General features: G+C 47.3%; 12 protein-coding genes. 10 read left to right on the top strand and 2 right to left on the bottom strand.

Annotation, left to right across the window (positions count from 1 at the left end; genetic code table 11):
- Positions 1–46 precede the first annotated feature (46 nt).
- On the top strand, positions 47–1,042 hold the full coding sequence (locus O3A65_05000; protein MDA1331830.1) for a fatty acid desaturase: 996 nt from the start codon (positions 47–49) through the stop codon (positions 1,040–1,042).
- Positions 1,043–1,070: 28 nt separating this feature from the next.
- On the opposite strand, the gene O3A65_04995 is transcribed toward O3A65_05000, so the two are convergent.
- Both O3A65_04995 and O3A65_04990 read right to left on the bottom strand, forming a co-directional pair.
- The gene (locus tag O3A65_04995) at positions 1,071–1,298 is read right to left on the bottom strand and encodes an NAD(P)-binding domain-containing protein (protein ID MDA1331829.1); all 228 of its coding nucleotides are present in this window, start codon (positions 1,296–1,298) and stop codon (positions 1,071–1,073) included.
- 11 nt (positions 1,299–1,309) lie between these two features.
- The gene (locus O3A65_04990; GenBank protein ID MDA1331828.1) at positions 1,310–2,131 is read right to left on the bottom strand and encodes a phytanoyl-CoA dioxygenase family protein; all 822 of its coding nucleotides are present in this window, start codon (positions 2,129–2,131) and stop codon (positions 1,310–1,312) included.
- 575 nt (positions 2,132–2,706) lie between these two features.
- On the opposite strand from O3A65_04990, the gene O3A65_04985 reads away from it, so the two are divergent.
- From O3A65_04985 to O3A65_04945, 9 genes are all read left to right on the top strand, one after another.
- Positions 2,707–3,429, top strand: a complete 723-nt coding sequence (locus O3A65_04985) for a glycosyltransferase family 25 protein (protein MDA1331827.1) — start codon at positions 2,707–2,709, stop codon at positions 3,427–3,429.
- 64 nt (positions 3,430–3,493) lie between these two features.
- Positions 3,494–4,657: an O-antigen ligase family protein gene (locus tag O3A65_04980; GenBank protein ID MDA1331826.1), complete on the top strand. Its 1,164-nt coding sequence runs from the start codon at positions 3,494–3,496 to the stop codon at positions 4,655–4,657.
- 323 nt (positions 4,658–4,980) lie between these two features.
- Positions 4,981–6,699, top strand: a complete 1,719-nt coding sequence (locus O3A65_04975) for an SET domain-containing protein-lysine N-methyltransferase (GenBank protein ID MDA1331825.1) — start codon at positions 4,981–4,983, stop codon at positions 6,697–6,699.
- Positions 6,700–6,942: 243 nt separating this feature from the next.
- A complete protein-coding gene (locus tag O3A65_04970; GenBank protein ID MDA1331824.1) occupies positions 6,943–7,728 on the top strand; it encodes a Bax inhibitor-1/YccA family protein in 786 nt (261 codons plus the stop codon).
- Entirely contained in the window at positions 7,728–7,934 is a 207-nt protein-coding gene (locus O3A65_04965) for a hypothetical protein (GenBank protein MDA1331823.1), read from the top strand. Before O3A65_04970 ends, O3A65_04965 begins: the two co-directional genes overlap by 1 nt.
- 51 nt (positions 7,935–7,985) lie before the next feature.
- Positions 7,986–8,369 (top strand): DUF4149 domain-containing protein, encoded by a 384-nt coding sequence (locus tag O3A65_04960; protein ID MDA1331822.1) that lies wholly within the window; start codon positions 7,986–7,988, stop codon positions 8,367–8,369.
- Between the two features lie 39 nt (positions 8,370–8,408).
- On the top strand, positions 8,409–10,604 hold the full coding sequence (locus O3A65_04955; GenBank protein MDA1331821.1) for an OsmC domain/YcaO domain-containing protein: 2,196 nt from the start codon (positions 8,409–8,411) through the stop codon (positions 10,602–10,604).
- Between the two features lie 231 nt (positions 10,605–10,835).
- Positions 10,836–11,246, top strand: coding sequence for an SxtJ family membrane protein (locus tag O3A65_04950; GenBank protein ID MDA1331820.1), 411 nt, complete (start codon positions 10,836–10,838; stop codon positions 11,244–11,246).
- Positions 11,247–11,258: 12 nt separating this feature from the next.
- A complete protein-coding gene (locus O3A65_04945) occupies positions 11,259–11,411 on the top strand; it encodes a DUF5989 family protein (GenBank protein MDA1331819.1) in 153 nt (50 codons plus the stop codon).

Genomic DNA, 11,411 nt, shown 5'->3' with positions numbered 1-11,411 from the left:
CATTAAAGTTACACGTAAAGCTACACAATTAACACTGAGGAAAGCCATGTCTGTCCCTGTTTCCAAGCCCCAGGTACTCCCCGCTGCGGCGCTGTTTTTGTGGGAACTCGAAGGCCGCCATGTCGTGCCGCAGGAGGTGCTGCGGCGCTTGCAGCAGCGGCGTAACGGCCCCGGGCTGGTCTATCTGGCGGCGCACTTTGCGGTCATCGGCATCAGCGCATGGCTGCTGTATCTGGCGCTTGGCACCGCGTGGGCGCTTCCTGCTGCGTTTTTGTTGGGATCCACGTCGGTGTTCCTGTTCGCGCCGTTGCACGAATGCTGGCATTGGACAGCCTTCCGTGCACGCTGGCTCAATGACGTGGTAGGTGTGGTTTGTGGTGCCATCATCGCGCGTCCGTTCTTCTGGTTCCGCTATCTGCACACAGCCCACCACACCTACACCCAACTTGAGGGCAGGGATACCGAGCTCGTGCGGGTGCCCAAATCGTTCTCTGCCTACATCTATTACATCAGCGGCATTGGTTTTTGGCTCCGCAGTGCGGCTTCGTACTGGCGCGGAATTACTGGCCGCTGGAACGATTTTGACAAAGGATTTCTGCCTGAGTCCGAATACCTCCTGGCCAGCATGGAAATTCGCATGCAAGTCCTGTTTTGGCTGACGCTGGGGGCCGTTTCGGCCTACTACGGGTCGTCGGCTTTTCTCTGGTTCTGGGTAATTCCCCGCCTTGTAGGTGAGCCAACCATGCGGGTTTTTCGGATGGCCGAACACGCCGGGGCACAACTGACCCCCAACTTGCTCAGCAGCACCAGGACCACCTACACCAACCCGGTCATCAGGTTTCTTTACTGGCAGATGCCATTTCATGCGGAGCACCACCTTTGCCCCTCGGTTCCGTTCCACGCGCTGCACGAAGTGAACAGGTTCACTGCGCCGCACATTACATGTGTCGGCCAAGGGTACCTGCGCGTGCACCTGGACATCATGGCGCAAGCCTGGGCGAACGGCAGGTCACGCAAAAAGGTACTGGGCGAAACGGCTTGATGCTGTCGCTGGCCGGACATCTGGCCGTTTACCGCAAAACCAGCGTGGCACTTGAGGTTGGAAGAAGTGTAATGACAAATTCACAACCCTGTGCCGTATCAGCAGGGTTGTTACCTATCTGAACATGAGGCCCCGAAATTCGATGGTAGGCTTTCGGGTTAGTGTCGAAGATCGCAAGATGATGGCCTTCACTGGCAAGATTGTTTAAAAAATGGGCACCCATTGCGCCAAGCCCAAAAAATGCAATACTCCCCATTTCTCTAAGCTTTATTGCTGAACGTCGTTCAACCCTGAGCGATCTGTCCCCCTGACCAGAAAAAGCTTGCGACGAGAAATATCAGGCACTCCAAGTTCTTTAACTTGTTGGGTCGCCAATTGGCGATCGAAATGGGAGCTTGCGGGCATATATCGAAATACAAGTCCAGCTCGGCGTTTGCCCGAGTTGTTTGGATTGGCACCGTGAATCAAATACACATCGTGAATAGAAAACTTTCCAGGGGCTAGCTCAATGTCTCGTGGTGGCGCACTTTGCAAATGTTCCGATTTAATTACTTGATTGAGAATGATTTCGTCGCTGTTATCTACATCATGTGAATAACTGACGCGGTCGCGATGTGAGCCGGGGATGACGCGCAGACAACTATTCTCAGAGTTCACATCGTCAATCGCGATCCATGCTGTAACGGTTTCAAGTGGTCGAATAGGCCAATAATGTCCATCTTGGTGCCATGGTGTTGCACGACCACCTTTACCTGCTTTGCAGAACAAGGCGGAGGCCCAGATGATGATGTCTTCGCCAATGATTTTTTCGACGACATCCAAAATTTCAGGCATCGATCCAATCTTCAGCCAGCTGGGATCGCGGTCAAGGATATTGGGGACATAGTCAGCATCGGTAATACCCTGCTCAGACAGGAAACTATCTAACTTGTGCCTTAAAGCTGCAACTGCATCAATCCCTAAGCCAACCCTTGGAATGATGATGCCATCTTCGCGATATCTTTTAAGTTCTTCAGATGCTAGAGCTGCTTGCATAGTTGTGTCCTTCAGTTGAACATTAAAGTGTCCATAACTTATTGTACTTAACATCTATTACTGTGTTCTAACAACTGCACCATTCTTGAGTTGCGTTGATTTTGGTTCCTTGTGTGGTGTGCATAATCTTATTTCTGCTAAACTCGCTAAAATGTTAGCGTTTACGTTGATTGCCAAAACTTACACTCACATAGTGTGTGAGTAATTTAAATGCACGTCTGTGTTTTCAATGACTTAAAAAACTTTAGATTTAAACCAGCTGATATGCTACTCACACGCTTCTCACACACGGCTTATAAGTCATTATTTTTACGTATAAAAAATGCGTGAAACTATATATTGAGCGTAGTAATTAATATTTAAGTCATTAATTTATATGTTTTTTAATTGCACGAAACCTTCGCGCTCAAAATAGGTCGTTGATTTTATTGAGCGTTGACATTACAGTCGGACAGAAACTTGCACAATGCTGCTGCAACTACTCAAAACTTTAATCACTCAACGCTTTGAAGCCACTTAAAAAAGTAAAATTTGAAAAATACGAAGAAGCTATATTCTATGATCCCGTTATCCACAAGCGTGGTCAAACATACACAAATGGAGTGGTCATGGATGGGGAGCGAACCGCAATGAGCCCGGCGCAGCACCTCGATTCGATCTACTTGATTAACGTCCGATCGTTTACGGACCGGCTCAAACACGCCCGGGCACAGCTGGCACGATTCAACCTGCAGGCGGAACTGGTACATGAGTGGGATGCCGACGATCTCACGGAAGAGATAGATAAACGGTATTTTGCGTCGAGCGACCTGTCCCCCGCGCAGAAATCCTGCAGCATGAAACATGTCACCGCGCTGCAGCGCATCGTGGATCGCGGCGAGCGTTTCGCGCTGGTGCTTGAGGACGATGTGTTGTTCGAGGACGGGTTTTCGGAGGGTTTGAAAGCAGCGCTCGCGGAGACATCGCGCCATCCGTGGCCCCAAGTCATTTTCATCGGGAGTGGCGGAAATTTTTATACGCCACGCAGCCAGCGCAAACCCGGTCAGAGGCTCTATTCCTCCAGCCGCGGCCGGTTTGCGGACTCCTACATTATCGGTCACGATGCGGCGCGTTTGCGGCTTGACTGGATCGTACGTCATCGCATTAACAAGTCGATCGACAGCCAGTTCGAAGAAATCGATCCTGTAATGGGCATAACTATGCTGTGGCTTGAGGATCCTATTGTGAAGCAGGGCAGCAAAACTGGATTGTTCACAACGACCCTGGAGCCGGCACATCCCAACTGGCTGCAGCGGCTGCTATTCTGGCTGGAGAAGTTTCGGCGCAAGTATGTTTACCAGATCTGGCGCTGATGGGCGGTCCGCGATGGCCTTAGCGCGGAACTGGAGCGATCTCTGTCTTGACGCAAGTCGTACCATGGCCATTGCGGCAGCGGCGTTGGTGTCCGCTTCGACGGCGGCAGCGAGTATAGCGATTGTTCTGATGCTGGCGACTTGGGCGGCATCTGGGCAGGCAATGCATACCTTGCGCGCGTCGGCGTCACAACGCGTGGGTCAGGCAATCCTGTTATTTTTTATGGTGCTGGTGATCGCCATGTTTTATGGAACGACGAATTGGGCGGAGCGCTGGGATTCTCTGTGGTCCTGGCGTAAGCTGGTGTTGGGTTTCATTATCCTCGGCTTGTTTGCCAAAGATCCCTGGAAACAGCGGTTTCTTCAGGCCTTTGTGCTGGTCACTGGCGTTGGCCTGGTCCTGTCCTATCTGGCTATCCTGGGGATTATCCCCTCTAAGCCAGGACAAGTTTCTGGGGTTCTGATGACCAACCATACGGTTCAGGGCATGGCATTTGTGGTTGCCGCGCTGTGCTGTTTGGAACTCCAGCGTGCGGCGGGACGCCGTCTGCGTCTGCTGTTGCTGTCGGTAGTTCTGCTGTTCATCCTGAACATCGCCTTTATCTCGATCTCACGCAGCGCTTATTTGGCATTCGCGTGTGTTGCACTAGTCTGGGGCGGTGCGCAGCTCGGCTGGCGCAGACTACCGCTGGTAGCGGCCGCGATAGCGGCTTTCGCGGTTGTCGCGTTCAACGTCTCTCCTAAGTTCCACGAACGCGTACAACTGGGCTTCGACGAGGTTCGGGCCTATCAGACTGCGCCGAAAGGGTCATCGGCGGGGGTAAGGGTGGCCTTTCTGATCAATTCGCTTGCACTCATCAAGGACCGCCCATTACTGGGATACGGTACTGGCAGTTTTCCCTCGGAATATAGAAGCCATTTTTCCGAACGGGGAACGGACTGGCGGAATGCACCTACGCGCGATCCGCACAATCAATACCTTTTTATTTTAGTCGAGAACGGTTTGTTGGGACTTGGCGCGTTTATTGCGATCCTGGCGGTTGCGTTCCGTGCCACAAGTGGTGACGGGGTGCACAGCGGCGTAGTTCGTGCAGTTCTGCTGGCTTGGTGCGTGACCAGTCTGTTTAATTCACATTTCCGCACATTTCCTGAGGGGCACCTGATCTGGTTATTCGTCGGCGCCTTGCTGGCAGCAGTGCCGTTGCGGCGTGACCAGGCCGTCAGGTGATAGAACAGCCGGCGCCCCTGGTTCGCGAGGTCATAACCTCGGGCCACCAGGAACCGGTGTATGTCGCCATTCAGTATCGCGTCGATAGTCGCGAGGTTGGCTAGGATGAGTATCTCCCGTGGAGAGTAGCGTGTGAGACTAGGCATTGCAACACTCTGAGGCTTAGCCCTTCCTGCGGTATTTCCGGTAAGTCTTATTTAGCTTACTCAGTACTCTCACACAAAAAATCGGCCGTTGACTTTATTGCTTGTTTCTTGCAAAATTCTGCGATCTGTTGCGCAAACGTGTGACCAGTAAAAACCACAGTAACTTCGTGAGTAAAATTGGCACTTAGAAAACAACATTTTGCTTTAGGTGAAATAGCAATTTTGGATGTAAGTGATAAGTGCCCGGCGCACATTCAACGCTATTTTGAAGAGAGTATCCAAGATACTCCTTACCTGCTAATAGATATTGCAAAAGTTGAGGAAACATTCAAAAGGCTTACCACGTCAATGCCGGATGCACGGCATTATTACGCCATTAAGGCAAATCCACACCCGCATATTTTGCAAAGCCTTGTTGCTCTCGGCGGCTATTTTGAAGTCGCCAGCGTAGGCGAAATTAATATGTGTATTGATGCTAGTGCTTTGCCTGAAAAAATCCTCTACGGTAACCCGCTTAAAAAAGAAAAAGAAATTGCCACGGCTTATCAGAAGGGTATTCGTGAGTTTGTGTTTGATGAATTTTCCGAGCTACAAAAAATAGCGCGTTCGGCACCGGGATCCAAGGTAATCTGCCGTATTGTTTCAGACGGCACGGGGGCAGTCTCTCCCTTAACGGTCAAATTCGGGTGCTTGTTCGAGAAAGCAGAAGAATGGTTAAAGGCTGCGCCAGAGTTAGGCTTAGTGCCTTACGGCGTTTCTTTTCATACCGGATCTCAACAGCTTAACCCGGAATCTTGGGAAAAGCCGATGCTTGAAGCAAGCCGTATTTTTGATGCTTTAGCACTTGCGGGTTACCCCTTGAGTGTTGTGGATGTCGGTGGTGGCTTTCCTGTGATGTATCGTGCGGACGCGCCGCCAATCGAAGCCTTTGCCAAAGCAATTTTAAAATACGCAAACACCTATTTTAAAACGTCTCCGACTCTTTATACGGAACCTGGACGCTACCTGTGCGGGGAGGCTGGTTATATTTTGTCCGAGGTGGTGCAAATTTCACAAGATTATCAAAACCATGATTTGCGTTGGGTTTATCTTGATATCGGTCGCTATGGCGGATTGGTAGAAGAGAAAATTGATTACCCGGTTCTTTCTAACAAAACCGGTGAAACTGGACGTGTAATATTAGCGGGACAAACCTGCGATTCTAACGATGTCATATATCAGGAATGTTTCGATTACCAATTACCCTTAAGCCTTCAAGAGGGTGACAAAGTCGTTCTGGCATATACAGGTGCTTACACAACAACTTATTCAACAACCCTGAATGGCTTTCCGGCGCTTCAGGCTTTTACAATTAGAACAAAAACAATAGATAGCGGACAGCCCTGTATTTATCCCGAAGATTTTCTCAAACTCTGTCAGTTTTCTAATCAGGAAAGAGCGCTGTTTCCCAAAATAGATAGTGTGCGACTTCAAGGTTTTGGCGAATACGGTGTCGGACTTGTGGCTATGCGCGATTTTGTGCGTGGTGAAATAATCGGCACGTTCACAGGTATCATTGACTCTGAAATAAAGCAGCATACTCTTCAAGTTGATGCTTCTCAACACCTGTATGACCCTCATTTTATCGGTTATTTATTGCATAATTGCGACCCAAATGCAGTGTTGGATATGCGCCAGCACAAGGTTTACTGCATTAAAGATATTCGTAAAGGCGAACAGCTCACTATGGATTATGCATCAACAGAAGATCATCTGTTTAGACAATTTCCATGCCTATGTGACGCAAAAAACTGTCGCCTTTGGATCACAGGGCGCAATGAAAAAATATCTGAAGATGGGCACCTGTATTTGACGGATTATCAGATGAAACAAACCGCATCAGTTACGGTATCATAAATTGAACGAGTAGCGGCAAATTCGGCTTCTACGGTGGCCTTGGCCTTGGCCATGGCACGGCCAAACGAATGTTTCTAAGTATGGTGAGGTTACCAGAGTTAGTCGTGATGCCTTCCCGGCAGGTATACCCGCCAGTACGACTGCTTGAACGCTGGCGCTTGTGTTTCCCTCGTTATTGTTGGAATTTGAGGCTATCGCGATAATTGGTATTGGCATTTAGATCAAAAAAGAAAGGATTTTTTCATGTCTAAACATAGTGCATTAGAAAAATTTGGTCGGTCGGGTAACCCCGCGCTGAATGCTGGAACTTTTATTGGAGCAGCGCGAAAATCTGGTGTAGATGCCCGAGATATACCCATCATGTCCTTAGAAGGGACAGTCAATAAGACGGGAATTCTACTACTTTTGGTGGTGCTCTCTGGAGCTTGGACGTGGAATTTTTTTTTCCAAAGTGGTAATCCGACGACGATAATGCCGATAATGCTGGTCGGCGGTATAGGTGGTTTTATCTTTGCTCTAGTTACAATATTTAAAAAGCACTGGTCCGGCTTAACTGCACCGATCTATGCTGTGTTACAGGGTCTATTTTTGGGTGGGATTTCAGCAATTTATGAAGCTCAGTTTGACGGTATCGTAATTCAGGCGGTCGGCCTGACTCTTGGTACATTGTCGTCACTGTTGCTTTTGTATAAGACAGGAATTATCAAACCAACGGAGAATTATCGGTTGATGGTGACCTCGGCTACTATGGGTATTGGATTGTTGTATTTGGTGAGTATGATTATGAACATGTTTGGCTCGAGTATTGGTTTCATTCACTCTAATGGATTGCTCGGTATCGGATTTAGTCTGTTTGTGGTGGCTATTGCCGCACTCAATTTAGTCCTAGACTTTGATTTTATCGAACAGGGTTCTGAGCAGGGTGCGCCTAAGTACATGGAGTGGTTCGGCGCATTTTCATTAATGGTGACGCTCATATGGCTGTACTTGGAAATGCTACGTTTGTTGGCTAAGCTGAGAAGTCGCTAGTGAATTTTAACAGCGTGATATTTGGTGGTCTCGCGATTATCTCCCTAGCGGTATTTTTGTTTATTGGACGTTTTAAAGCGTTCAAAAGACAGAGGGAGCGGGATGACCGCATAGATTGGAGCAAACGACAATTCTCATTATGGAAAATTGGCTTATATAGTCTTGGGTTTGTTGTAGCAATAGTGTTAGTGACGCAAATGTTGTGATGCTTTATTTTGATTTGGTGAATTGATCATTGGATAAAAGGATGGAGGGTGATGGAAAATATTTCGCTGCTTATTAGCGGTATGGTCGTGGGTGTGATCGTTTTTCAAACGGCAATTGTTGCCCCAGTGGTTTTTACGGCACTCTCTGGTGCTGATAGCTCGGTTTTTCTGCGTAAGATATTTCCTAGATTTTTTGTCTTGTTAGCTACGCTCGGTGCGGCCGCTAATATCGCTGCTATTTTTGCTCAAGACGGACAAGCCATCATCACCTCTGGTGCTACTGTGACGTTTTCCGTGTTTGCCTACCTGTTGATTCCAATGACCAATAAGAGTCGTGACGAGGGCAACGAGAAGGCTTTTAAGCGCTTGCACCTAGTTAGCGTCCTATTGACTCTGGGGATGCTAGCTATAAATTTTGCTAGTGTATTCGCGTAACGCTTGGATAACAGTGTGAAGCTAGCTTCATAGTCTTCTATGGAAATTAAAGTTAATTTTCTTGACAAGCTGCGCCTTGAAGCTAAGTTCGATGACTTTACAATCGTTACCGATCAGCCTATTCGTTATAAGGGAGATGGATCGGCGCCTAGTCCCTTTGATTACTTTTTAGCCTCATCGGCTTTATGTGCAGGTTACTTCGTGAAACTGTACTGCGAAACTCATAACATTCCTACTGAAAACATCCATCTGTCACAAAACAATATTGTAGATCCAGAACACCGTTATCAGCAAGTTTTTAAAATTCAGGTTGAGTTACCAACTGATATTGCTGAGGTACACCGCCGTGGTATTTTACGTTCAATTGAACGTTGTACTGTCAAAAAGGTAGTACAAGCAGGCCCCGATTTTGTTATTGAGGAAGTAGATAAGCTTGATGCTGATGCTCAGTCGTTACTTACGGTAAGACCGTCTTCTAACATTAGTACTTTTATTGCTGGTAAAGATCTGCCGTTGGAGCAAACTATCGCTAATATGTCGGCAATTTTGGCAGACCTAGGTATTAAAATTGAAATTGCGTCATGGCGCAATATCGTGCCAAATGTCTGGTCCTTGCATATTCGCGATGCGCATTCACCGATGTGTTTTACAAATGGTAAGGGAGCGACCAAAGAAAGCGCGTTGGCATCAGCCTTGGGTGAATATATCGAAAGGCTCAGTAACAACCATTTCTACGCTGAAGCTTATTGGGGTGAAGATATTGCCAACGCAGACTTTGTTCATTACCCGAATGAACGCTGGTTCGAACCAGGACCTGAGGATGTGCTGCCGATTGAAATTCTCGATGAGTACTGCCTGCCGATCTACAATTCCGATGGTGAGTTGCGTGGCTCACATCTAATCGATACTAATTCTGGCAATGTGCAGCGCGGTATTTGTTCGCTACCGTATGTGCGACAATCTGATGGGGAGGTGGTATATTTTCCTTCCAACCTAATCGAAAACCTGTTTGCCAGCAACGGTATGAGTGCGGGTAATACGTTGGCGGAAGCACAAGTGCAATGTCTGTCTGAGATTTTTGAGCGAGCGGTAAAACGTGAAATCTTAGAAGGCGAAATCACCTTACCCGATGTGCCTTATGACGTGCTGTCTAAATTTCCCGGCATCATGGCAGCCATTCAAGGTTTAGAGGTACAGGGTTTTCCGGTTTTAGTAAAAGATGCATCAATGGGCGGGATATACCCAGTAATGTGCGTTAGCCTGATGAATCCGCGCACGGGTGGTGTGTTTGCATCGTTCGGCGCTCATCCCAGTTTTGAGGTGGCGCTTGAGCGTAGCCTCACAGAATTGCTTCAAGGTCGTAGTTTTGAAGGTTTGAACGATTTGCCTCGCCCCACTTTTGAAAGTAACGCAGTTACTGAGCCAAATAACTTTGTCGAACACTTTATTGATTCCAGTGGAATCGTGTCATGGCGCTTTTTCAGTGACAGAGCGAATTATGAGTTTGTTGAGTGGAATTTTTCCAGTGACAGTGAAAACTCTAATGCCGAGGAAGCCGTAACCTTATTCAACATCCTTAAAAATATGGGCAAAGAGGTTTACACTGCGACATATGACCAATTGGGTGCCGTGGCCTGCAGGATTTTGGTGCCTGGCTATTCGGAAATTTACCCAATCGACGAGTTAATTTGGGATAACACCAACAAGGCGCTGTTGTTTCGCTCTGATATTCTGAACTTGCATTGTCTGGACGATGCCAATTTGGCATCACTGCTTGAGCGTTTAGATAACAATGACCTTGATGAATACTCTGATATTGCCACCTTAATTGGCATAGAATTTGACTACAATACAGATTGGGGGCAATTGACAGTTCTCGAGTTAAAACTGCTGATTCATCTCGTGCTAAAGCAATTTGAAGAGACTCATGAGTTGATCGGAGCCTTCCTCCAATACAACGACAATACCGTCGAACGCGGATTGTTTTATCAGGCTTTGAGCGTGGTGCTTGAGGTGCTGCTTGATGACGAATTGGAATTGGATGACTATGCCGTCAACTTTCGTCGCATGTTTGGTCATGCTCGTATGGATGCTGTCATGGGGTCAATTGACGGCACGGTTCGGTTTTTCGGATTGGCGCCAACGAGTATGAAGCTGGAGGGTCTTGAAAGGCACCGCCGCCTTATTGACAGTTACAAAAAAATATATCAGGCGCGATCTGAGCTAGCGGAATGATATGTTTTTGGGTTAAATATTTTTAAGAGCGAGTCAGTACTGACGGAGCCGTTTCTATGTTGCAAAGAGAGTTCCAATGACGAAAATTAGACTTATAATTTTTAAATTCTGAGTTCTCAGTCAAAAATAAATAGATGTAAATAGATAAAAGTGCTAGGGTCGGACTCGGCACTGAATAAATAGTATCGTTGTTAACCTTCTCAAGAGCTTATTGATCACTTAATAGTATTCATGTGCACGCAATCAACCGATACGGACCTGCCGTCAAACCGGACATTTGGATATTTTTTTTCCGCTTTATTCGCGGCAATCGCTTTTTATTTATTTGCTAAAAATCAGAGTGTTGTGGTCTATGTTGGCTTAATCACACTGACGGTTCTACTCTCAGTTGCCGCCACATTTAAGCCCGATTTGTTACTACCTCTTAATCGACTTTGGATAAGGTTTGGACATTTGCTGGGTAAAATCATCAGTCCAATTATCATGGGTGCTATTTACTTTGGCTTGTTCGTCCCCATGGGTCTGGTGATGAGGGTATTCGGGAGAGATGAGCTTCGGTTACGCATCAAACCATGTCAAACGTACTGGAGACCTAAAGAGGTAAAGGGTTTGAATGATGACTCGTTCAATAATCAATTTTAAATAGAACCTCTCATGATCGAAATATTAAAAGAGTTGTGGCGTTTCTTAAGTGTTCGGAAAAAACTCTGGATGACACCAATCATCACTGTGATGCTTCTTCTTGGAGGGTTGTTACTTCTAGCGCAGGGCTCAGTAGTAGCCCCTTTCATATACACGCTGTTCTGA

The sequence above is a fragment of the Pseudomonadota bacterium genome, from assembly GCA_027624715.1.
Lineage (GTDB): Bacteria > Pseudomonadota > Gammaproteobacteria > Burkholderiales > Eutrophovitaceae > Eutrophovita.
This window is presented reverse-complemented; position numbering and strand designations above follow the sequence as displayed.

Excerpts from the sequence above, each read along its gene's own strand:
- O3A65_04945 (MDA1331819.1), top strand. The coding sequence starts at position 11,259 with ATGATCGAAATATTAAAAGAGTTGTGGCGTTTCTTAAGTGTTCGGAAA.
- O3A65_04995 (MDA1331829.1), bottom strand. The coding sequence starts at position 1,298 with ATGGGGAGTATTGCATTTTTTGGGCTTGGCGCAATGGGTGCCCATTTT.
- O3A65_04970 (MDA1331824.1), top strand. The coding sequence starts at position 6,943 with ATGTCTAAACATAGTGCATTAGAAAAATTTGGTCGGTCGGGTAACCCC.
- O3A65_04990 (MDA1331828.1), bottom strand. The coding sequence starts at position 2,131 with ATGTTAAGTACAATAAGTTATGGACACTTTAATGTTCAACTGAAGGAC.
- O3A65_04985 (MDA1331827.1), top strand. The coding sequence starts at position 2,707 with ATGAGCCCGGCGCAGCACCTCGATTCGATCTACTTGATTAACGTCCGA.
- O3A65_05000 (MDA1331830.1), top strand. The coding sequence starts at position 47 with ATGTCTGTCCCTGTTTCCAAGCCCCAGGTACTCCCCGCTGCGGCGCTG.
- O3A65_04980 (MDA1331826.1), top strand. The coding sequence starts at position 3,494 with ATGGCCATTGCGGCAGCGGCGTTGGTGTCCGCTTCGACGGCGGCAGCG.
- O3A65_04955 (MDA1331821.1), top strand. The coding sequence starts at position 8,409 with ATGGAAATTAAAGTTAATTTTCTTGACAAGCTGCGCCTTGAAGCTAAG.
- O3A65_04950 (MDA1331820.1), top strand. The coding sequence starts at position 10,836 with ATGTGCACGCAATCAACCGATACGGACCTGCCGTCAAACCGGACATTT.
- O3A65_04960 (MDA1331822.1), top strand. The coding sequence starts at position 7,986 with ATGGAAAATATTTCGCTGCTTATTAGCGGTATGGTCGTGGGTGTGATC.